General features: G+C 62.5%; 19 protein-coding genes. 12 read left to right on the forward strand and 7 right to left on the reverse strand.

Annotated features, from left to right (window positions below; genetic code table 11):
- Positions 1-22: 22 nt before the first annotated feature.
- Positions 23-985, reverse strand: coding sequence for a sugar-binding transcriptional regulator (locus AC0L14_RS01890; RefSeq protein WP_473488283.1), 963 nt, complete (start codon positions 983-985; stop codon positions 23-25).
- Positions 986-1,418: 433 nt separating this feature from the next.
- Between AC0L14_RS01890 and AC0L14_RS01895 the strand changes: the two genes are divergently transcribed.
- From AC0L14_RS01895 to AC0L14_RS01935, 9 genes are all read left to right on the forward strand, one after another.
- The gene (locus tag AC0L14_RS01895; protein WP_473488284.1) at positions 1,419-2,429 is read left to right on the forward strand and encodes an ABC transporter permease; all 1,011 of its coding nucleotides are present in this window, start codon (positions 1,419-1,421) and stop codon (positions 2,427-2,429) included.
- 147 nt (positions 2,430-2,576) lie between these two features.
- Positions 2,577-3,515, forward strand: a complete 939-nt coding sequence (locus AC0L14_RS01900; RefSeq protein WP_123146961.1) for a sugar ABC transporter substrate-binding protein — start codon at positions 2,577-2,579, stop codon at positions 3,513-3,515.
- 66 nt (positions 3,516-3,581) lie between these two features.
- Positions 3,582-5,090 (forward strand): sugar ABC transporter ATP-binding protein, encoded by a 1,509-nt coding sequence (locus AC0L14_RS01905; protein ID WP_473748491.1) that lies wholly within the window; start codon positions 3,582-3,584, stop codon positions 5,088-5,090.
- Between the two features lie 143 nt (positions 5,091-5,233).
- Positions 5,234-5,998, forward strand: a complete 765-nt coding sequence (locus AC0L14_RS01910) for an SDR family oxidoreductase (RefSeq protein WP_473748492.1) — start codon at positions 5,234-5,236, stop codon at positions 5,996-5,998.
- An 8-nt stretch (positions 5,999-6,006) separates the two neighbouring features.
- Positions 6,007-6,792, forward strand: coding sequence for an SDR family oxidoreductase (locus AC0L14_RS01915; protein ID WP_473748493.1), 786 nt, complete (start codon positions 6,007-6,009; stop codon positions 6,790-6,792).
- Between the two features lie 438 nt (positions 6,793-7,230).
- The gene (locus tag AC0L14_RS01920; RefSeq protein ID WP_473748494.1) at positions 7,231-8,205 is read left to right on the forward strand and encodes an ABC transporter substrate-binding protein; all 975 of its coding nucleotides are present in this window, start codon (positions 7,231-7,233) and stop codon (positions 8,203-8,205) included.
- Positions 8,206-8,281: 76 nt separating this feature from the next.
- Positions 8,282-9,355 carry a quaternary amine ABC transporter ATP-binding protein gene (locus tag AC0L14_RS01925; RefSeq protein ID WP_473748496.1) on the forward strand — a complete coding sequence of 358 codons (1,074 nt, stop codon included), beginning with the start codon at positions 8,282-8,284 and terminating at the stop codon, positions 9,353-9,355.
- Entirely contained in the window at positions 9,352-11,334 is a 1,983-nt protein-coding gene (locus tag AC0L14_RS01930; protein ID WP_473748497.1) for an ABC transporter permease, read from the forward strand. The genes AC0L14_RS01925 and AC0L14_RS01930 overlap by 4 nt, the downstream gene beginning before the upstream one ends.
- A 61-nt stretch (positions 11,335-11,395) precedes the next feature.
- The gene (locus tag AC0L14_RS01935; protein ID WP_473748498.1) at positions 11,396-12,421 is read left to right on the forward strand and encodes a serine hydrolase domain-containing protein; all 1,026 of its coding nucleotides are present in this window, start codon (positions 11,396-11,398) and stop codon (positions 12,419-12,421) included.
- Between the two features lie 180 nt (positions 12,422-12,601).
- On the opposite strand, the gene AC0L14_RS01940 is transcribed toward AC0L14_RS01935, so the two are convergent.
- Complete coding sequence (locus AC0L14_RS01940; protein WP_473488291.1) at positions 12,602-13,960, reverse strand: NAD(P)-binding domain-containing protein; 1,359 nt, start codon at positions 13,958-13,960, stop codon at positions 12,602-12,604.
- Positions 13,961-14,214: 254 nt separating this feature from the next.
- Here AC0L14_RS01940 and AC0L14_RS01945 point away from each other — a divergent pair, with 254 nt between their 5' ends.
- Positions 14,215-14,922 carry a helix-turn-helix domain-containing protein gene (locus AC0L14_RS01945; RefSeq protein WP_473748499.1) on the forward strand — a complete coding sequence of 236 codons (708 nt, stop codon included), beginning with the start codon at positions 14,215-14,217 and terminating at the stop codon, positions 14,920-14,922.
- 174 nt (positions 14,923-15,096) lie between these two features.
- Here AC0L14_RS01945 and AC0L14_RS01950 read toward each other — a convergent pair whose 3' ends face one another.
- The 5 genes from AC0L14_RS01950 to AC0L14_RS01970 form a co-directional block, all read right to left on the reverse strand.
- Entirely contained in the window at positions 15,097-16,137 is a 1,041-nt protein-coding gene (locus tag AC0L14_RS01950; protein ID WP_473748500.1) for a heme-dependent oxidative N-demethylase family protein, read from the reverse strand.
- A gap of 10 nt (positions 16,138-16,147) precedes the next feature.
- Entirely contained in the window at positions 16,148-17,113 is a 966-nt protein-coding gene (locus AC0L14_RS01955; RefSeq protein ID WP_473636373.1) for a PDR/VanB family oxidoreductase, read from the reverse strand.
- Entirely contained in the window at positions 17,110-17,706 is a 597-nt protein-coding gene (locus AC0L14_RS01960) for a dimethylamine monooxygenase subunit DmmA family protein (RefSeq protein ID WP_473527389.1), read from the reverse strand. The genes AC0L14_RS01955 and AC0L14_RS01960 overlap by 4 nt, the downstream gene beginning before the upstream one ends.
- Positions 17,707-17,720: 14 nt before the next feature.
- Positions 17,721-18,854, reverse strand: a complete 1,134-nt coding sequence (locus tag AC0L14_RS01965) for an aminomethyl transferase family protein (RefSeq protein ID WP_473748501.1) — start codon at positions 18,852-18,854, stop codon at positions 17,721-17,723.
- Positions 18,855-19,042: 188 nt separating this feature from the next.
- Positions 19,043-19,171 carry a hypothetical protein gene (locus tag AC0L14_RS01970; protein ID WP_473488297.1) on the reverse strand — a complete coding sequence of 43 codons (129 nt, stop codon included), beginning with the start codon at positions 19,169-19,171 and terminating at the stop codon, positions 19,043-19,045.
- A gap of 135 nt (positions 19,172-19,306) precedes the next feature.
- On the opposite strand from AC0L14_RS01970, the gene AC0L14_RS01975 reads away from it, so the two are divergent.
- Both AC0L14_RS01975 and AC0L14_RS01980 read left to right on the forward strand, forming a co-directional pair.
- The gene (locus AC0L14_RS01975; RefSeq protein ID WP_473527392.1) at positions 19,307-20,203 is read left to right on the forward strand and encodes a class II glutamine amidotransferase; all 897 of its coding nucleotides are present in this window, start codon (positions 19,307-19,309) and stop codon (positions 20,201-20,203) included.
- A gap of 4 nt (positions 20,204-20,207) precedes the next feature.
- Positions 20,208-20,939, forward strand: coding sequence for a GltB/FmdC/FwdC-like GXGXG domain-containing protein (locus tag AC0L14_RS01980; protein ID WP_473748502.1), 732 nt, complete (start codon positions 20,208-20,210; stop codon positions 20,937-20,939).
- The last annotated feature ends 2 nt before the right edge of the window (positions 20,940-20,941 follow it).

Below are 20,941 nucleotides of genomic sequence, written 5' to 3' on the forward strand. Positions count from 1 at the left end.
CTCTGTCCTAGGCGCGCAAAACTCAGCGGTTGAGCAGGCCCTTGGCGGCATCCTCGTCGGTGATCAGAACCGATACTTTGGTGTTGGCGAGCGCCGCCCGCATGATCGCGATTTTTTCCTGCCCTCCCGAAACCAGGATGATGGCCGGGATGTCCGACAGGTCCTGCAGCGGATAGGCGCAGACCCGACGATTGACCTCATGGTCGACGAGCCTGCCCTCGGCGTCAACGAAATGGCACAAAATATCGCCAACAGCGCCGGCCGTCTGCAGCTCCTCGAGTTCGCTGGGCTTGATGAAGCCGTAATTGGCGATCGGACTGTCATTGGAAAATGATCCGACGCTGAGCACGGCGATGTTTGCACGGCGCGCGCGGAAGACGACGTCCTGAACGCTGCGTTGGCTCATGAAGGCTTCGCGCTGCTCCGGCCTGTCGGCATAGACCGGTACCGGCAGCAGGAAGCACTCGGCGCCGATCTTTTCGGCGAATTCCCAGGCGCTCTCGGTCGGGTTGAGCGGCTGGGCATGGGTGAGGCCGCCCAGCATGGAGACCACCGTGGTCCTGGCGATCGGCCGCCGCGGCAATTCATTGATGGCGAATTTCAGCGTCCGCCCCCAGCCCAGTGCGATGACATCGCCGGCATTCACATTGTCGGCCAGATAGGCGCCCGCGGCATGGCCGATCATCAGCGGCGCATTGCTTCGGTCAGCGGCCGACGGCACCACAATGGCCTGGCTGAGCCCGAAACGCTGCTTCAAGGCCTCTTCCAGCACCAAGCATTCGACGACGCTGTCGCGGATGCGGAACTGGACGACGCCCTCCTCGCGCGCGGCGGAGAGGATGCGATGCACCTTGATGCGGCCGATGCCGAGGATCTCCGAAATCCTCTCCTGCGTCAGCCCCTCGACATAATAGTGCCATGCGGCACGGGCCTTCAGCTCGGCATCCGGGAAGCGCGAGGCCCTGTCATTCTCTATCATCGCCATCTTTTTGCCCTCACGCGGTCGTCCGAATCCTTAAATGCCATTCAAATGGCGTATCCGACCAAGCGCCACGAAATCGATCTGCATGCCCAGGATTCAAGGTTTAAGACATCGACAGGATATCGTCTACAACGCGAGATGAAAGCCAAAATGGTCAACATTTACTTTGTCTTGGCCGTCCCGGCCTGCTCAAGCAGACGAAACGAAGTCGCAGGATGAGAGCGGACCTGAAACGCGGCATTTCATGCCCTTTCGTAAGGCAAACCGGCTGGCGGCGCAAACCGGCGTGGAATGATGCGGCGGGCCTTGACAATTTTCCGACGAACAGTTTAGCTGAACAAAATTACATATCAAAGATAAATTGTTCACAGGGAGGTGCCTGGTGAGCAAGAGTGAGCCGACGACGCATCGCCGGATCGCTGATGGAGGAGACAAGATGGCTCTGAGCAACGGTGCAAGCGAGTTGAAGGCCGGCCCAAGTGCGCAGGCCGCGGCGGGCACGAAGCTTTCGGCCCTGTTCGCCGGAACCTTGGGACCGCTGATCGGGCTGGTACTGCTGTGCCTTGCGCTGTCGCTGACCACCGACACGTTCCTGACCGTCCGCAACATCCTCAACGTGCTCGACCAGGTCACCGTGCTCGGCATCATGGCGATCGGCATGACGTTGGTCATCCTGATCGGCGGCATCGATCTTTCCGTCGGCTCCGTGCTGGCGCTCGCCGCCATGGTGATGGGGTTCGTCGCCCATCCCGACCATCTCAATCTCGGCATGCCCGCCGGCATCGTCACAGCGCTTGTCGTTGCTGGACTCTGCGGGCTGGTTTCAGGCCTGCTCGTGACCGTCACCAAGCTGCCGCCCTTCATCGCCACGCTGGCCATGATGTCGGTGGCGCGCGGTCTCGCCAACATGATCACCGACGGCTCGCAGATCATCGGCTTTCCCGACTGGTTCACCAGCCTGTCGATTATCCGCCATTTCGGCTTCCTGTCGGTCACCGTCGGCTTGATGATCGTGCTGGCCATCATCTTCGCGATCTTCCTGAACTATCGCGCCACCGGCCGCAGCCTCTACGCGATCGGCGGCAGCGCCGAGGTCGCCCGGCTGTCCGGCATACCAGTCAAGTCGCTGACCAACTGGGTCTATGCGATCTGCGGCGTGCTGGCCGGGCTTGCCGGCATCGTGCTTGCGGCACGGCTCGATTCCGTCCAGCCGAGCTCCGGCTTCGGCTACGAACTGGACACGATCGCCGCGGTGGTGATCGGCGGCGCCAGCCTGTCAGGCGGCATCGGCTCGATCGGCGGCACCGCGATCGGCGTGCTGATCATCGGCGTGCTGCGCAACGGGCTGAACCTGCTCGGCGTGTCGCCCTTCGTCCAGCAGGTGGTGATCGGCGTCGTGATCGCACTGGCGGTGGCCACGGATACATGGCGGCGCAGAGCACAATGAAGCGGGGCGCAATGAAGAGCGGGGCGCAATGAGATTCACCCGGATGTCCGGGCGAAAACGGATCGGTGATCCGAAACTGGGAGTTGTTCGGCCAAGGGGCGCCGTGATGCGCCGGCAGGACAGATTGAACATCAACGGAGGAAACACATGCTGACCAAACGTTCATTGCTGCTAGCTGCCGCGGCCGTCATTCCGCTGCTCGGATTGTCCGACATGGCGTCGGCCAAGGAGGCCAAGAAGCTTGGCCTTGCCGTCGCCAATCTGCAGGCCGACTTCTTCAACCAGATCAAGCAGTCCGTCGAAGCCTATGGCAAGGAAAAGGGCATCGAAATCGTCACCGTCGACGCCAAGGGCGATTCGGCGACCCAGGTCAGCCAGGTGCAGGATCTGATCACGCAGAACATCGATGCGCTGATCTACATCCCGGCCGGCGCCACCGCCGCCACCGTGCCGACCAAGACGGCCAAGGCGGCCGGCATCCCGGTCATCAATGTCGACCGCAACGCTGAAGGCGCACCCGGCGACACCTTCATCGCCACCAACAGCGTGGCGTCGGCCAAGGCGGTATGCGACTACATCGCCAAGCAGGCCGGCGGCAAGGGCGAGCTGATCATCATCCATGGCCAGAAAGGCACGACGCCCGAGGTCGACCGGTCGAAGGGCTGCGGCGAAGCGCTGAGCGCCTATCCCGACATCAAGGTGGTCGGCGAGCTATGGAGCGAAGGCTGGCATCAGGACGAAGGTTTCAAGCTGACGCAGGACCTGCTGCAGTCCCATCCCGACGTATCGATCGTCATCGGCCAGGCCGACGCGCTGGCGCTCGGTGCTGCGCAGGCGGTCAAGGTCGCCAATCCCGGCCACAAGGTCTGGGTTGCCGGCTTCGACGGCGACGTGGCGGCGCTCAAGGCTCTGAAGGGCGGCGTTTTTGACGTAACCGCGACGCAGCAGACACAAGGCATGGGCCGGCTTTCCGTCGATGCGGCGATCAAGCTGGTTGCCGGCGAAACCGTTCCCGCAGAACAGCTGCAGGACGCGACGCTGACCACCAAGGACAATGTCGATCAGTTCATCGCCAAGCATCCCTAATATCAGGCATCCATAATATCAGGCATCCCTGATCCCAAGCATTTCTGACGGTTAACGAGCGGAACGATGTCCTTGGATCCCAGCCACACGCAGACACCGCATCTGGGGCTCTTCGTCAACGGCCTCTGCAAGAGCTACGGACCGGTCCAGGTCCTGGCCGATGCAAGCTTCGAGGTGCGGCCGGGCGAGGTCGTGGCGCTGCTTGGCGAAAATGGCGCAGGCAAGTCCACCGTTTCGAACATCATCGCCGGGTCGACCAAATCCGATGCCGGCACCATCACATGGCGGGGGAAGCCCTATTCCCCCGCCTCTCCCGCCGCCGCCATCGACGCCGGCGTCGGAATGATCCACCAGGAACTGAAGCTGCTGCCGGATCTGTCGGTCGCCGAGAACGTCTATGTCGGACGCCTGCCGATGCGCGGCGGCCGCATCGATCGCGCGGCAATGAATGCACGGGCATCGGCGCAGTTGAAGCGGCTAGGCCTCGATGTCTCGCCGGAACGCAAGGTGCGCACGCTGCGCATCGCCGCCCAGCAGCAGGTCGAGATTGCCAAGGCGCTGACGCTCAATGCCGAGCTTCTGATCTTCGACGAACCGACAGCAGCGCTTGGCAGCGAGGAAACGGAACTGTTGTTCCAGCAGATCCGCAAGCTCAAGGCGGAAGGCATGTCCTTCATCTATATCAGCCACCGGCTGGACGAGATCGCAGAGATCGCCGACCGAGTGGTGGTGATGCGCGACGGGCGCATCGTCGCCCGCCACGAGCGCGCCGACATTCCGGTGCGCGCGATAGTCGAGCAGATGGTCGGCCGCAGCGTCGAGCGGATGTTCCCGCCGCTCTCGCAGCCGGGCAGCGAGACGTTGCTCGAGGTCGAGAACCTGTCCTCGCCGGAACGCAGCTTTCAGAATGTCAGCTTCTCGGTGCGGACCGGCGAAATCCTTGGCATCGCCGGCCTGATCGGCGCCGGCCGCACCGAGCTGGTGCGGGCGATCGCCGGCGCCGATCCGATTTCCTCAGGGTCGGTGCGTGTCGCCGGCAAACCGGTGCACCTCAATGGCCCGGCGGCGGCGATCAAGGCCGGCGTCGTGCTGGTTCCGGAAGACCGCAAGGCGCAAGGCGTGGTGCTCGACCAGACCATCGGCGAGAATCTGGCGATCGGCAATTTCGACCATGTCGCGCCGAATGGCTGGGTATTTCCCAAGGCGGTACAGAAATTCGCCGAGGCCGGCATTGGCCGGCTCGGCGTCAAGGGCCGGCCCAACCAGGCGATCAGCAAGCTTTCCGGCGGCAATCAGCAGAAGGTGATTATCGCCAAATGGATTTCGCGGCCGCCCAAGGTGTTCATCCTGGACGAGCCGACACGCGGCATCGATGTCGGCGCCCGCGCCGCGATCTACGATGTCATCGCCGACCTCGCCCGCTCCGGAATGGCGGTGGTGGTGGTGAGCTCCGACCTCGAGGAAGTGCTCGGTCTGTCACATCGCGTGCTGGTGCTGAGCCGTGGCCGCCAGCGCGGCATTCTCGACCGCAGCGAAGCGAGCAACGTCGCCGTCATGGAACTCGCCACAAGCTAGGACGTGACCAGCGATTGGGGAATCGGAATAAAGCGCAGCAGGTGATACCCTCCCAGGCACCGGACCGCGCGGGGCGCCAGCTAGGACTGGCGCCCCTTCCTTCCTTCCTAGGCAGCACCGGCGGCTCAAAAGGAAACATTTCGATGAAACTATTCGATCTTCATGGGAACGTTGCCCTCGTCACCGGCGCCGGCAGCGGCATCGGGCAAGCAATCGCCATCGGCCTGGCCGAGGCCGGCGCCGACATCGCCTGTTTCGGCCATGCCTCGAAGGGCGGGCTGGACGAGACCGCGCACAGAATTTCGGCGCTCGGCCGCAAGGCGCTGGTGCTGTCCGGCACGGTGACTTCAGAGGCCGATCTCGCGGCGGCGATCGAACGCACGGAGAAGGAACTGGGCGCGCTGACCGTCGCCGTCAACAATGCCGGCATTGCCGCGGCAGAGCCGGCCGAGACATTGTCGCTGGAGAAATGGCAGAAGCTTTACGACGTCAATGTCAACGGCGTGTTCCTGTCCTGCCAGGCCGAAGCGCGCACCATGCTGTCGCGGCGCAAGGGCTCGATCATCAACATCGCCTCGATGTCGGGCTCGATCGTCAATCGCGGCCTGACCCAGGCGCATTACAATTCATCCAAGGCCGCCGTCATCCACATGTCGAAGAGCCTTGCCATGGAATGGGCCGATCGCGGCTTGCGGGTCAACGTCGTCAGCCCCGGCTATACGCTGACGCCGATGAACAAGCGGCCGGAGGTCGCCGACCAGGTCAGGATCTTCGAGCGCGATACGCCGATGGGGCGCATGGCGGCGCCGGAAGAGATGGTCGGCCCGACCGTGTTCCTGGCCAGCCGCGCTTCGAGTTTCGTCACCGGCATCGACCTGATCGTCGATGGCGGCTTCGTCTGCTGGTAGGAGAGAAAATGCAGAAACGATTCCAGGGGAAGACGGCGGTCATCACCGGCGCCAGCGGCGGCATCGGTGCGGCGATGGCCCGGCGCTTCGCGGCTGAGGGCGCGGCTGTCGTCGTCAGCGCCATCGACCCGCGCATCGACGAGATCGCCGCAGGCCTGAAGGCGGAAGGCGCCAAGGTCGCATCGCTGCGCATGGACGTGACGAAGAAGGACGAGGTCGCTGCCCTCTACGATCTGGCCGAACAGCAGTTCGGCCGCGTCGACATCTCAGTACAGAATGCCGGCGTTATCACCATCGCCAGGATCGAGGCGATGACCGAGGCCGAATGGGACAAGGTGATGGCGGTCAACACCAAGGGCGTGTTCCTGTGCTGCCAGGAGGCGATCGCACGCATCCGCAAACATGGCGACGGCGGCAGGCTGATCAACACCGCATCCGGCCAGGCGCGCCAGGGCTTCATCTACACGCCGCACTATGCCGCCTCGAAATTCGGCGTCGTCGGCATCACTCAGAGCCTCGCCAAGGAGGTTGCTAAGGAGAAGATCACTGTCAACGCGATCTGTCCCGGCATCATCGACACCGACATGTGGGCCTATAACGACGCGGCATGGGGCAAGCTGATGGGCGATTACAAGCCGGGCGAGTTGATGGCCGAATGGGTTAAGAACATCCCGATGGGCCGCGCCGGCAGCGGCGAGGACGTTTCCGGCCTGGTCAGCTTTCTGGCCAGCAGCGACGCCGCCTACATCACCGGTCAGACCATCAATGTCGATGGCGGGCTGATCATGTCGTGAGCAACGGGCAGGTTCACGCGTCAATCTGCTGATTTAATCGGCAGGCGGCGAAACTGCAGCCGAATTGCGCGATTCGCGCCGCGTTAGTCGTTGCGCGACATGAACGTTGGTATATATAATTTCATCCCATGAAAATGGCTTCGGCGACTGCCGGCAGCCGACATCATGGGAACTTGATGGCTCGCAAGCTTAAGGGCGCCGCAAGACCGGCGATCGATCCGCAGATCACTGCTTCGGCAGCACGGCAGCCATGACGCGGTCCCGTTCCGCACGACAACTTCGTCGAATTGGGCATCATTGCGTCTGCGGCGACTTTAGCGCCGACAGCAATTTGGTGCCAATGGCCTTGCGCAACGATCAGCTTTTCCAACACAATCAAAAAAGACGCAAGAAGGGAACGAACAATAACTTCCACCAGAGCTTGACAGGAGAACAGGCATGTCACTTCGGAGTATGATATCCAGATTATCAATGGGAGCTTTTGCGCTTGCCGCGGCAAGTGTGCTGACGCCTTCGGCTCAGGCTGCGGCGCCAGAATCCAACGACCCGATCAAGATCGCGCTGTTCGACTGGACCAGCGTCAATCTGAACGCAAAGATCCTCGGCGGCATTCTGGAAAAGCTCGGATACACGGTCGAGTACCCGACCGCCGACTATCTCTCCAGCCTGACCACCGGACTTACCAATGGCGATCTCACTGTCGCGCTGGAATTCTGGGACACGACTGCCGGCGAAGCCATGAAGGCCTCGGATGCGACCGGGCAGACCGAACGCCTCGGTGCGCTCGGGCCCAAGGCCAAGGAAGAATGGTGGTATCCCGAATACATGAAGGAGAAATGCCCGGGGCTGCCGAACTGGGAGGCGCTGAAGGACCCGAAATGCGCCGAAGCCTTCTCGACGGCGGAAACGGCGCCGAACGGCCGCTATCTCGGCGGCCCCGTGACGTGGGAAGGTTTTGACGACGAGCGTGCCGCGGCGCTGAAGCTGCCCTTCACCGTCATCCACGCCGGCACCGATGCGGCGATGTTCGCCGAACTGGATTCGGCCTATCAGCGCACGGCGCCGATCATGCTGTGGGTCTATTCGCCACATTGGGCGCCGGCCAAATATAAGGGCGAATGGGTCGAATTCCCCGATTACACGCCGGAATGCTACAACGACCCGAAATGGGGTGTGAACCCTGAAGCGAAATACGACTGCGGCAAGCCGCATGGCGAGATCTGGAAATATTCCTGGGCCGGCATGAAGGACAAATGGCCGGTCGCCTACAAGGTCGCGAAGAACTACACGGTCGACACCGACGAGCTCAACAAGATGAGCGGCGAGATCGATCTCGAAGGCAAGACGCCGGAAGACGTCGCCGCCGCCTGGATCGCCGCCCACGAAGCCGACTGGAAAGCCTGGGCCGAGTGATCGTTCCAACTGGAAAACTGCGAGACCCGGCCCCTTGTGGCCGGGTCTCTATCCCATATTCCAGAAGGACGAGTGCATGGCCGATACGACTGAACAGGTACCGCAAGCGGCAGATGCCCGCCCGATAAAGCTCGCCTGCCGCAACGTCTGGAAGCTGTTCGGCGCGAACGCGGCCAATTTCATCCGCCAGCGCGACGGCAAGGCCAGCATGGCGGAGGTCGCCGCGGCCGGGCTGGTCGGCGCGGTGCGCGCCGTCGACCTCGAAATCCGACAAGGTGAGATCTTCATCATCATGGGCCTGTCCGGCTCCGGCAAATCGACGCTGGTGCGCTGCATGTCGCGGCTGGTCGAGCCGACGCATGGCAAGGTCGAGTTCGAGGGCAAGGATCTCCTAAAGGTCTCCGATGCCGCGCTGATCGAGCTGCGGCGCCACCGCATGGGCATGGTGTTCCAGAATTTCGCCCTGCTGCCGCATCTGAATGTGCTGGAGAACATCGCCTTTCCCTTGGGCATCCAGGGACAGGACCGGCCGACTCGCGAAAAGCGCGCGCGGGAAGTGATCGAGCTCGTCGGCTTGCGCGGCCGCGAGCATTTCTACCCGCGCGAGCTTTCCGGTGGCCAGCAGCAGCGGGTCGGCATCGCCCGCAGCCTCGCCACCAAGCCGGAAATCTGGTTTCTCGACGAGCCGTTCTCGGCGCTCGATCCGCTGATCCGCCGCGAGATGCAGGACGAACTGATGCGGCTGCAGACCATGCTGCACAAGACCATCGTCTTCATCACCCATGATTTCGACGAGGCCATCCGGCTGGCCGACCGCATCGCCATCATGAAGGACGGCGAGGTCATCCAGATCGGTACGCCCGAAGAGTTGGTAGTCAATCCGGCGACCGACTATGTCGCTGAATTCACCCGCGACGTCGACCGCGCCAAGGTGATCTCGGCACGAAGCCTGATGCGCGCCTGCGACGGCACCGAACATGGCGGCATGGTCGCGCCGGATGCCAAGATATCAAGTTTTTCGGCTGATATCGTCTCGGCCGGCAAGCCGTTTGCGGTGGTCAACGGCAGCGGCAAGCCGATCGGCGAAGTCACGCCGCAAGCCGTGATCGATCTTCTGGCAGGCATCGAACGTCCCGGGGCCGGCGCATGACTGTGACGGCAGGCACCAGCGAGGCGAGATCGCGGCCGGTTCAGATCTGGCTGGTGGTCTGGGCCTGCGCCCTTGCCGCCGTGCTTTCCGTGTTCCTGCTGCAGGACAGGCTGCCCTGGGCGGTCAACTATCCGGCCGGCGCAATCGTTCCGGTCGCCGACTGGGTCAGCGCGCTGATGAACCTGATAAAGTCGAACTTCTCCTGGCTGACGCGGTCGATCACCGCGGCGCTCGGCGTGCCGCTCGATTTCGCACTCAATCTGCTTGCCAAGAATTTCAAGATCGGCCGTGGCGCGGATATGGTCGTCCTGCCGCGCCTGTCCTGGGTCGGCGTGTGCATCGCTGCATTCCTGGCCGGCCGCGCCGCCGGTGGCTGGAAGCTCGGCGCGCTGGTCGGCGGCTGTTTTCTCTACATCGCGCTGTTCGGCCAATGGACCAGCGCAATGCTGACGCTCGGGCTGATCTCCATCGCCGTGCCGTTCTGCATCGTCACCGGATTGTTCGTCGGCATCTGGGCGTGGCGCAAGCCTTGGGCGGAGAGGCTGTTGATCTCCCCTGCCCTCGACCTGATGCAGACCATCCCGACCTTCGCCTATCTGATCCCGATGCTTCTGCTGTTCGGCAACAGCCCGGTTTCGGCGATGATCGCGACGGCCATTTTCGCCACGCCGCCAATGGTGCGCGCGACGATGCTGGGGCTGTCGCGGGTGCCGTCCGAAATCGACGATTTCAGCGAGATGGCCGGCTGCACGGCACGCCAGAAACTGTGGCGCGTGCTTTTGCCGTCGGCGCGTCCAGCGCTGATGGTCGGCGTCAATCAGGTCATCATGCTCGCGCTCAATATGGTGATCATCGCCTCGATGATCGGCGCCGGCGGCCTCGGCTACGACGTGCTGCTGGCGCTGCGCGCGCTAAAGGTCGGCGAGGCGATGGAAGCCGGCCTCGCCATCGTGGCACTGGCGATCGCGCTCGACCGGCTGAGCCAGGCGATCGCGCGCAATCACGCGCAAGGTCATGTCTATCAAATGGTCAGTCCGAGCTTCTGGCGGCGCTACCCCAACCTGACGCTGGCCATCGCCATCCTTGCCGTCACGACACTGCTAGGCCTGTTCGTGCCGGCGTTCGCCGCAGTGCCGAAGGCGATCACCTTCACCACCGCACCCATGTGGAAGACAGCAGTGAGCTGGATCACGATCAACTTCTTCGACACGATCGAAGCGTTCCGCGTGGCGCTGATCCTCAATGTGCTGAACCCGGTGCGCGCCTTCTGCGAGGGCTTCCCGTGGCTGGGCGCGGTGTTTCTGCTTGGCCTTGCCGGCTACCAGCTCGGCGGCCTGCGCCTGGCCGCCCTGGTCGCGGCGCTGACCGTGTTCTGCGCGGTGACCGGCCTCTGGGAAAAGACCATGGCGACGGTCTATCTCTGCGGCATCTCGGCCTTCATCGCTTGCCTGATCGGCATCCCGATCGGACTGATGGCATCACGCAGCGATCGTGTCGAGAAGATCGTCACGCCGGTGATCGACACGCTGCAGGTGCTGCCGTCGTTCTGCTTCATCATTCCGGTGGTGATGCTGTTTCGCGTCGGCGACGTGACGGCGATGATCGCCACGGTCGCCTTCGCCGTGGTGCCGGCCATCCGCTACACCAATTATGGCCTCAGGCAGGTGTCGCCGGCACTGATCGAGGCGGCAAAGGTGTCGGGCTGCACCAAGCGCCAGACGTTCCTGCGCGTGCAGCTGCCGCTGGCGTTGCCCGAGATCATGCTTGGCGTCAACCAGACGATCCTGATGGCGCTCGCGATGATCATCATCTGCGCCATGGTCGGCACCCGTGATCTCGGCCAGGAGGTGTTCATCGCACTGTCCAAGGCCGATTCAGGCCGCGGCATCGTCGCCGGACTGGCCATCGCCTTCATCGGCATCGTCGCCGACCGGCTGTTCAACGCCTGGACGGCGAAGGCACGGGCAAGGCTGGGGTAGCTGGAAAATACATCGCGCGTCCCACCTTCGTCTTGCCCAAAATGCATCCCAAGCTGGCTTCATGCTGAAGCGTCCCACCGTGATTCTAGCCTTTCTCCTCATGCTTTCCGTCGCTGCTCACGCCGCGGACGGCCTGGAGGAGCGGCTTGAAAAGCTCTTTGATGAGGCCGAGCGCCTGACGCCGCTGCGCACGGTTGCCATCGCGCATGAGGGCGCGGTGGTGGCGGAGCGTGGCTATCGCGGCTACTCTCCGGCACGTCCTGCCAACATAAAATCCGCCTCCAAGTCGATCATCTCCGCGCTCGTCGGCATCGCCATCGACAAGGGCGTGCTCCAAGGCCCTGACCAGAAGATCGCTCCGCTTCTTCAGGGCGACCTGCCCGCCGACGGGGATCCGCGGCTCCAGCAGGTTACGATCGGTCATCTGCTTTCCATGCAGGCAGGGCTGGGTCGGACCTCCGGCCCAAACTACGGGCGCTGGGTGGCAAGCGATAACTGGGTGCGGGCAGCGCTCGCCTTGCCCTTCGACGACGAACCGGGCGGTACCATGCTCTATTCCACCGGCTCGACCCATCTCCTTTCGGCGATCCTGACGCGCCGGACCGGCCGCTCAACGCTGGAACTGGCGCGCGAATGGCTGGGGCCGCAGGAGGGCTTTTCCATCGTCGCCTGGGACCGCGACCCACAGGGCATCTATCTCGGCGGCAACCAGATGGCCATGAGCCCGCGCTCGCTGCTCGCCTTTGGCGAGCTCTACCGCAGCGGCGGGATGAGCCGCGGAGGACGGCAGCTCGTGCCGGCCGATTGGATCAAGCTCTCCTGGCAGCCACGCACCGCCTCCCGTTTCACCGGTGACGGTTATGGTTATGGTTGGTTCATGCGTCAGATCGCGGGCGAAGCGGTCTTCTACGGGTGGGGGTATGGCGGGCAGATGGTCTACGTTGTGCCCGGGCGCGCGTTGACCGTGGTCATGACATCCGATGAAAACGGCCCTGCCGGCCGCAGCGGCCACCGCGACGATCTCCATGCCCTGCTCGAGCGGATCATTGAGGCGATGAAAGACGTGCGCGAGGCTCACAGCAAGTAATGCATGTCGCGCAAGCGCAGCGGTTTTGCGATAATGACATGCATAAAAAAGAACTTAAGGCGCGTCGCATGAATCCATCCAAACGCGACGCGCTTTAGACCCTCTGCACAGAGGATTGACGGGTTCGATGGGTTGCAAGCTGGGCAGGCTGTCATGCAGCCCGGTGCGGCGAGGAAGCCGCTACTCCGCCGCCACCCCTTTCACTTCCAGATAGGATTCCATCGAATCGTCCATCGCCTGCAGCCAGGCCGTGTGGTGCAACGGCGCCATCGTGCCGGTCATCAGCGAGCGGTAGGCGTGGTCGCGGAAGCTCATGATGTCATGCGCCTTGTGGTGCTCCCATTCCATGAAGGTCTGATTTGTCGCCTCGACGTCGAATCCCGGATAATCGGTCTGCTCCATCAACTCCTTGGTGTAGTCGCCCTGGAACCAGATCATCTGCTCGGCGTCTTCCAGCGTTTCCTCGCGCGCCCGCCATCTCCTGCCATGTTCCGCCATCACTTCTGCCGAGGGCAGTTCGATGCGGCCCATGATGACGTCGCGCGCGAACCAGGCCTGCGCGTCGAACATGTTGAAGGTGTAGAATTGGTCCTGCATGCCGATATAGGACAGCTGCGGGTTCTTCTCCCAGACGACGCCCTCATAGAGCCCGTCCGGCCACATGCGGTTGGCGGTCTTGAGCTTCAGATCCTCGGTGAGGAACGGGAATGAATGGAGGTAGCCCGTGCACAGGATGATGGCGTCGACATCCCTGGTGCTGCCGTCCTTGAAATGCGCGGTCTTGCCGACGACCTTCTGCAGCAGCGGCACTTCCTGCCAGTTGTCAGGCCATTTGAAGCCCATCGGCTTCGAGCGGTAGCTGGAGGTGATCGATTTGGCGCCGTATTTGTAGCATTGCGAGCCGATATCCTCGGCCGAATAGGAGCGGCCGATGATCAGGATGTCCTTGTCCTTGAATTCCATTGCGTCGCGGAAATCATGGCTGTGCAGGATGCGGCCATTGAAGCTCGAAAAACCCTCGAAATAGGGAACGTTGGGTACGGAAAAATGCCCCGAGGCAACAACGACGTTGTCGAACTCTTCGGAATAGGTGACGTCGTTGGTGCGGTCATGCGCGGTGACGGTGAACTTTTTCGTCGCGTCGGAGAAGGTCACCATGCGCACCGGGCTGTTGAAGCGCACCCATTTGCGCACGTCGGATTTTTCGACGCGGCCCTTGATATAGTCCCACAGCACCGCGCGCGGCGGGTAGGAGCCGATCGGCCGGCCAAAGTGCTCCTCAAACGTGTAGTCGGCGAATTCGAGGCATTCCTTCGGTCCGTTCGACCAAAGGTAGCGGTACATCGAGCCATGCACCGGGTCGCCATGCTCGTCGAGGCCGGTGCGCCAGGTGTAATTCCACAGGCCGCCCCAGTCGGACTGCTTTTCGAAGCAGACGATTTCCGGAATGTCAGCACCCTTGTCGGCCGCCGACTTGAAGGCTCGAAGCTGGGCCATGCCGGAAGGTCCGGCTCCGATGACGGCAACACGACTTTTCATTGCGGGCCTCCCGGTTCATTTCTCTAACGAAACAAATTTCACTGACAGGACAGTAATTGCCCATTCGATGCTGTCAACAGGCCTTCTGCTGAAACCACGTTTCAGCAGATTGGATTTTCAGCAAAACCGCTGATGGCGGAAACCCAGAGAGCACGCCATTCGACATAAAGTGGCTTGCTGTCGCAGTTGCGCTCTGTATCCGCACTGAATATGTTCACCGTGAGTGAAATAAATCTGCAGAACGGGGTGGCGACATGGCGAAAAAAGCTTCCAATTTCAGGAATGGGGCAGCCGCCAAGGCCAAGCCTTCGCCGAAGGGCGTGGCAACGATCCGGACGCCACTGACCCAGGACCCGCACGCTGTTCGCGACACTCGCGAAAAAGTCCTGGAGGTCGCGATCGGCCGCGAGGTGCGGGCGTTTCGCAAAAAACTCGGCATCACCGTCGCCGATCTTGCGGCTGCCACCGACATTTCGCTTGGCATGCTGTCGAAGATCGAAAACGGCATCACCTCGCCGTCGCTGACCACTTTGCAGGCGCTGTCGCGGGCGCTCGGCGTTCCGGTCACCGCCTTCTTCCGCCGCTTCGAGGAAGAGCGCAGCGCCGTCTTCGTCAAGGCTGGCGAAGGCCTCGACGTCGAGCGCCGCGGCACGCGTGCCGGCCACCAGTACAATCTGCTCGGCCATATCGGCTCCAACACCAGCGGCGTCATCGTCGAGCCCTATCTGATCACGCTGACCGAGGATTCCGATGTGTTCCCGACCTTCCAGCACGAAGGCATGGAGTTCCTCTACATGCTTGAAGGCGAGGTTACCTACCGCCACGGCAACAACCTCTATCCGATGAAGCCCGGCGACAGCCTGTTCTTCGACGCCGATGCGCCGCACGGGCCGGAGGTGCTGACAGTTCTGCCGATGCGCTATCTCTCGATCATCTGCTATCCGCAGAGTAGCGCGGGTTGAGCGGGACGCAAGCAGACCCCTTCACCCGGATTACCAACCGAATTGCGAAGGGCAATTCGGGGCAATCCGACCTCTCCCCGAGGGGAGAGGAGACCGGCAGCGCCGGCGCCTACCTCTCTTCTCCCCAGCGGGGAGAAGGTGGCCGCGAAGCGGCCGGATGAGGGGGACCTTGCTTTAGTCCGGCCCAAATCCTGGGCTTGTCGGGCTGCCGTCGTCGAGCTTCGACAGCCACTCGACCAGCGTCGGCCGATAGCGCGTCAAGCCCTTGTAATTGGCGAGTTCTTCGGGAAGGTCACGGATGACGCGGTGCAGGCGCCGCGCCCATTTCGGCTGCGTCACCAGTTCGTCCATCTTGATCAGATAGCAGCGGATCGGGAAGACGATGCCGTTTGAGCGCGGCAGCCGCCAGAAGCTCTGCAATTCGACGCGCAGATGGACCTTGTCATCGACGTTTTCGGGCGTCACCGTCGCCCGGTCCGGACCCCATTTGTGATAGTTTTCCGGGCTGGTGTCGAGGCGCGGATTGATGGTCATCGTCCAGTTCAGCCGCCGCGCCGGCTTGCCTTGCTGGATGTTGGTGAGGAATTTCAGCGCCCGGACGAATATGCCCCTCTCATGCGCCAGCGGCACCGGCGCGTGCCACTCGAAGAAATTCATGCCGATGTCGAAATCGAGCGACCAGTCGGCCTGGGTGGTGACCATGCCGGCGTCCATCCACAGATTGCCGTCGCGCTGGTCAAGGATGCAGAAATCGCCTTGTGATTGCCGCGTGATGTATTCCATCGGCCCATAGGGCAGCGTCGACACGTCGCCGAAGGTGAACGTGTCGTCGATGCCGAGCGGCCGGTTTATCCAGCGCCATCTGTCGCCGTCGCGCGTCAGCGTGAAATGCTCGGGATAGCCCAGCGCCTGCTGTTCCATCAGAAGTTCGAGCAGATCCCAGCCGGCCAGCGTCATGTGCGGCAGCGACTGGCAGCGCAGCGGGTCCTCCGCCAGCACCAAAGCGCGGTCCTGCATCTCGGCGACATAGTGCTCGTCAACGTCGATCAGGTTTTCGAGCACGCTGCCCTTCGGCCCCAGAACATGCGGCTCGATGTTGACCGCATACATGTAGCTGTCTTCGTGGAACGGGAACGGAAACCGCCTGATGTGCTCCGGGCTGTTCCTGAAGGTAAAATCGTTACGGAACGTTTCGTTACGAAAGGTGATGCCCAAGCTCCGCCTCCTATCTTTCCAGCACCAGCGACCTGCCCTCGAAGCGCGACACGCAAGGCATGATCTTCTTGCAGGATCGGTGCTCTTCCTCGCTCAGCCAGTGGTCGTTGTGGATGAATTTGCCGTCATGCGCGATGACATTTGTTTCGCACTGGCCGCAGACGCCGCCGCGGCAGAGATAGGGCGGATCGACGCCGGCGGCCTCGATCGCCTCGAGCAGGCTCTGCTGCTCGCCAACGCGGATCGTCTTGCCGCTGACCGCCAGCGTCACGTCGAACGGCGCGCCGGGCTGCGGTGCGGCGAAATGCTCGAAATGCACAGTTTCCGCCGGCCAGCCCAGCGCAGCGGCACGATCGCACACCCAGCCGATCATGCCGGACGGGCCGCAGACATAGAGATGCGTGCCGAGCGGCTGCGACGACAGCAGCCGGTCGAGCTCGATGCGCTCGTCGCGATCGTCGTGATAGAGCCTGACCCGGCGGTCGTAGCGCTCTCTCAGCACATCGGCATAGGTGCCGAGCGATGCGGTGCGGCAGGTGTAGTGCAGCTCGAAATTGCCGCCTTGCGCCGCCAGCTGCGCGGTCTGCGCCATGAACGGCGTGATGCCGATGCCTCCCGCCAGCATCAGGTGTTTTCTGGCGCGCAAATCGAGCGAGAACAGATTGACCGGATAGCTGATCACCATCTCCATGCCCGGCCTGACGTTGCTGTGCATGAACAGCGAACCACCGCGGCCGACATCGTCGCGGCGCACCGAGATCGTGTATTCGCGCGTATCGAGCGGCGAGCCCATCAGCGAATAAGGATTGAGCCTGGTCCGCTCGCCGTCGCGCATTTCGACGACGACATGAGCGCCGCCGGAAAATGTCGGCAAAAGCTGCCCGTCGCGCCTACGGAAATGGAAGCGCGTGACCAATTCGTTGACCGGAACGACGTCGCTCACCACGACGTCGAGCTTTGTGGTGCCGGTGCTCATCGAAAGATCTCCTCCGTCGGAGGAATTTCGCTGCGGTCTTCCGCATTGATGCAGACGCCCTGGAACGCCGCGAGGCGCCTGGAATAGTGATCGCGTACCAGGAGAAGCAGGCCGCAATGCGAACAGGTCGCCGGCTGCGTCGTCACGTTCTCGGTGATGCCCTTGCAATGGACGCACTGGATGCGGCGCGCCAGCGAGCCGCGATGCTCGGTCTGGATCGAGGTGTGGTCGATGCCGGCTTCGAGCGCCACCTGCATGGCCTGGCCGATCAGCCCCTCGGTGCCGGCGAGATAGAGGCGCAGGCCCATATGGGCGTTGGCCAAGGTCTGTTTCAGCCGCGGCAAGGCGCTGGCGAAGGAAGGCCCCTGGTAGAACTGCGCCGGCTTCAGCGCCTCGAGCGCCGCAACATGCTTGCCGTCATTGCCGGGGATGAAGATGATGTGGGCATCGGCAAAGAAGCCCGCCGGCGCCTTGGTGGCCAAGTCTGATATCGCCAGCGCTCCTTCTGCATCCGCCACGAAGAGATGGTGCTTGCCAGGCTGCGGCGACAGGGTTCCGTAGACCGGCCGGCTGATGATGCTTTTCGCTGCCATCCTCCCAGTATGCCTCAGCCTTTCGCCGTGCGCTTGGTCTTCTTCGGATCATCGAACGGAAGCGGCTCAGCCGTCGCGCTGATGGCGCCGCTCTGGTTGCGGATCTCGAGCCTGGTGCCCTGGACGGCACAGTCGACATCGAGCCGGGCAATGCCCATCGATTTCTGGACCAGCGGCGAATACATGGCGCAGGTCACCACGCCGACCTTTTTGCCGTCGCGATAGACCGGCGCGCCCTCGTTGGCCGGCTCCTTGCCTTCGAGCAGCACGCCGAAGATCTTGAACCGCTCCTTGCCCTTGAGGCGGTAGTGCTCCTCGGCACCGCGAAAGCCTGTCTTGCCGGGGCTGACGGTGAAGTCGAGGCCGAGTTCCCACAGCGTGTCGCCGGGGCCTTCGTTCTCGAACGGATATTTCTGCGAATTGTCGTAGGGGTAGAACAAGAGGTAGCTCTCGACACGCAGCATATCGAGCGTGGTGAACCGGCACGGGATGATGCCGGAGCTCTTGCCCTCATCGAGGATGGTGTCCCAGATCGTGCCGGCATCCTGGCCACGGCAGAAGATCTCGTAGCCGCGTTCGCCGGTGTAGCCAGTGCGCGAGATCATCACCGGAAAACCGAACAGTTGGGTCTGCATGTGGTGGAAATAGTTGAGGTCGCGAATACCCGGCACATGCTTTGCCAAATAATCGACTGATGTCGGCCCCTGCAGTGAAAGGTCGTGCAGATTGTCGTCGAAACGAAGCGAGACATCGCGGCCCATGGCGGCGCGCTGCAACTCCTCATGGCCGGTGCCCGAACCGTGCACGACCATCCAGGCATTCGGGCCGGTGCGGTAGAGGATGCAATCGTCGGTGAACTTGCCGGCCTCGTTGAGCATGCAGGCATAGGCCGACTTGCCGGGATAGATCTTTTCCACGTCGCGCGTCGTCGCCAGGTCGATCAGGTGCGAGGCATGCGGCCCGGTGATGTGGACCTTCTTCAGGCCCGACACGTCCATCAGCCCGGCCTTGGTGCGGATGGCGGTATACTCCTCGTCGGCGTCCTTGTCGTAGGTCCAGGCGGTGCCCATCCCGCTCCAGTCTTCGAGCTTCGAACCGAGCGCACGATGGCGATCCGCCAAGGTCGAAAATCTCCAGGATGCGGTCATGGACTTGCTTCTCCTCAACACGATTGCCGACGTTTCGCCGCTTCAGCGCACTGAGGCCCGGCGGCGGTCCGCGCCATATTGACTCAAAACTCCAAAAGCGCGCAATACTAAGATGCAAAAAGTTTTACTCAGAGGCAAGGAACGCAACTGAACGGAGGGGACATGAAATGGAAGGGAATCTCAACGCTCTAACGATCGGCCTCGTCTACTGGATCGGGTGGCACGTCCTCCAGACGCGCCACGAGAACGCTGAAATCGAAGCCGATATGGCTGCGGATCGCACCGGAGAGGAAACCAGAAAGGCGATCGATCGCCATTAAGTCGCCGCCGGTCGCCCTGGCGCGTCATTTGCGCCAGGCGACTTGTCCAAGATGAAAAAAACTTTCATACGAGTTGAATTCGCTTGTTGAAGCTGGTAGCACCTAAATCATACCTCAGCTCGGGAGCCTGACATGTGCGGAATCGTCGGACTGTTTTTGAAGGACAAGTCGCTCGAGCCCCGGCTTGGCTCGATGCTTTCGGAGATGCTGATCTCGCTCAGCGATCGCGGTCCCGACAGCGCCGGCATCGCCATCTATGGAGCGCCATCCGGCAACGTGGCCAAGATCACCATCCAGTCGGCAAAGCCGGAGCACGATTTCCGCAACCTGGATGCCGAACTCGCCAGGGCGATCGGAACGCCGGTGAACATCGCGGTGAAATCGACGCATGCGGTCGTCAGGACGCCGCCCGACAAGATCGATGAAGTGCGCGAGGCGATCCAGGCGCTGCGCCCCGATATCCGCATCATGGGCGCCGGCGACGTCGTCGAAATCTACAAGGAAGTCGGCTTGCCCGAAGCGGTCGTCGACCGTTTCGACGTGCGCAGCATGACCGGCACGCACGGCATCGGCCATACCCGCATGGCGACGGAATCGGCAGTGACGACGATGGGCGCGCATCCGTTCTCGACCGGCGCCGACCAGTGCCTGGTGCACAACGGCTCGCTGTCCAATCACAACAATGTCCGTCGCGAGCTGATCCGCGAAGGCATGAAATTCGAAACCGAGAATGACACGGAAGTCGCGGCCGCCTATCTCTCCTCGCAGATGGCACATGGCAAGAATCTCGGCGAGGCGCTGGAAGGCACGCTGAGCGACCTCGACGGCTTCTTCACCTTCGTCGTCGGCACCAAGAACGGCTTCGGCGTGGTGCGCGATCCGATCGCCTGCAAGCCTGCCGTCATGGCCGAGACCGACCAGTATGTCGCCTTCGGCTCGGAATATCGCGCGCTCACCAAACTGCCCGGCATAGACAATGCGAGGGTCTGGGAACCCGAGCCCGCAACCGTCTATTTCTGGGAGCATTGAGTTCATGCCGGCAATCAACGTCTCCAAAGCACTCGACCAGAGCCATGCGTCACGGGTCTTCGACCTGGCCGAGATGCCGCTGCGCGAGCTCAACCAGGCGCTTCATAATTTGACCCTCGGTTCGAACGAGACCGCCTGGGAAGTGCTCAATCCGAAAGGCAGCCATTCGGTCGCCGTCGGCGTCGACCAGCCGGTCACCATCGATGTCCGCGGCAGTGTCGGCTATTATTGCGGCGGCATGAACGACGGCAGCGCCATCACCGTGCATGGCTCGGCCGGACCCGGCGTCGGCGAAAACATGATGTCGGGTTCGATAACGGTCAAAGGCGACGCCAGCCAATATGCCGGCGCCACCGGCAGGGGCGGGCTACTGGTCATTGAGGGTAACGCGTCGTCGCGCTGCGGCATTTCGATGAAGGGCATCGACATCGTCGTCCATGGCAATATCGGCCACATGTCGGCCTTCATGGCGCAGTCGGGCAATCTGGTGGTGCTGGGCGACACCGGCGATGCGCTCGGCGATTCCATCTACGAGGCGCGGCTGTTCGTGCGCGGCAAGGTCGGCAGCCTCGGCGCCGACTGCATCGCCAAGGAGATGCGGCCAGAGCATCTGGAACTCCTGCAAGGCCTGCTCGACCGCGCCGGGGTGACCGGCGTCAAAGCGGCGGAGTTCACGCGTTACGGCTCGGCGCGCACACTCTACAACTTCAACATCGACAACGCCGACGCGTATTGAGG

It is taken from the genome of Mesorhizobium sp. WSM4841 (assembly GCF_055811515.1).

What these genes read in the sequence shown, in the direction of transcription:
- AC0L14_RS01890 (WP_473488283.1), bottom strand. Translation starts at nt 985, where the DNA reads ATGGCGATGATAGAGAATGACAGGGCCTCGCGCTTCCCGGATGCCGAG.
- AC0L14_RS01895 (WP_473488284.1), top strand. Translation starts at nt 1,419, where the DNA reads ATGGCTCTGAGCAACGGTGCAAGCGAGTTGAAGGCCGGCCCAAGTGCG.
- AC0L14_RS01900 (WP_123146961.1), top strand. Translation starts at nt 2,577, where the DNA reads ATGCTGACCAAACGTTCATTGCTGCTAGCTGCCGCGGCCGTCATTCCG.
- AC0L14_RS01905 (WP_473748491.1), top strand. Translation starts at nt 3,582, where the DNA reads ATGTCCTTGGATCCCAGCCACACGCAGACACCGCATCTGGGGCTCTTC.
- AC0L14_RS01910 (WP_473748492.1), top strand. Translation starts at nt 5,234, where the DNA reads ATGAAACTATTCGATCTTCATGGGAACGTTGCCCTCGTCACCGGCGCC.
- AC0L14_RS01915 (WP_473748493.1), top strand. Translation starts at nt 6,007, where the DNA reads ATGCAGAAACGATTCCAGGGGAAGACGGCGGTCATCACCGGCGCCAGC.
- AC0L14_RS01920 (WP_473748494.1), top strand. Translation starts at nt 7,231, where the DNA reads ATGTCACTTCGGAGTATGATATCCAGATTATCAATGGGAGCTTTTGCG.
- AC0L14_RS01925 (WP_473748496.1), top strand. Translation starts at nt 8,282, where the DNA reads ATGGCCGATACGACTGAACAGGTACCGCAAGCGGCAGATGCCCGCCCG.
- AC0L14_RS01930 (WP_473748497.1), top strand. Translation starts at nt 9,352, where the DNA reads ATGACTGTGACGGCAGGCACCAGCGAGGCGAGATCGCGGCCGGTTCAG.
- AC0L14_RS01935 (WP_473748498.1), top strand. Translation starts at nt 11,396, where the DNA reads ATGCTGAAGCGTCCCACCGTGATTCTAGCCTTTCTCCTCATGCTTTCC.
- AC0L14_RS01940 (WP_473488291.1), bottom strand. Translation starts at nt 13,960, where the DNA reads ATGAAAAGTCGTGTTGCCGTCATCGGAGCCGGACCTTCCGGCATGGCC.
- AC0L14_RS01945 (WP_473748499.1), top strand. Translation starts at nt 14,215, where the DNA reads ATGGCGAAAAAAGCTTCCAATTTCAGGAATGGGGCAGCCGCCAAGGCC.
- AC0L14_RS01955 (WP_473636373.1), bottom strand. Translation starts at nt 17,113, where the DNA reads ATGAGCACCGGCACCACAAAGCTCGACGTCGTGGTGAGCGACGTCGTT.
- AC0L14_RS01960 (WP_473527389.1), bottom strand. Translation starts at nt 17,706, where the DNA reads ATGGCAGCGAAAAGCATCATCAGCCGGCCGGTCTACGGAACCCTGTCG.
- AC0L14_RS01965 (WP_473748501.1), bottom strand. Translation starts at nt 18,854, where the DNA reads ATGACCGCATCCTGGAGATTTTCGACCTTGGCGGATCGCCATCGTGCG.
- AC0L14_RS01970 (WP_473488297.1), bottom strand. Translation starts at nt 19,171, where the DNA reads ATGGCGATCGATCGCCTTTCTGGTTTCCTCTCCGGTGCGATCCGCAGC.
- AC0L14_RS01975 (WP_473527392.1), top strand. Translation starts at nt 19,307, where the DNA reads ATGTGCGGAATCGTCGGACTGTTTTTGAAGGACAAGTCGCTCGAGCCC.
- AC0L14_RS01980 (WP_473748502.1), top strand. Translation starts at nt 20,208, where the DNA reads ATGCCGGCAATCAACGTCTCCAAAGCACTCGACCAGAGCCATGCGTCA.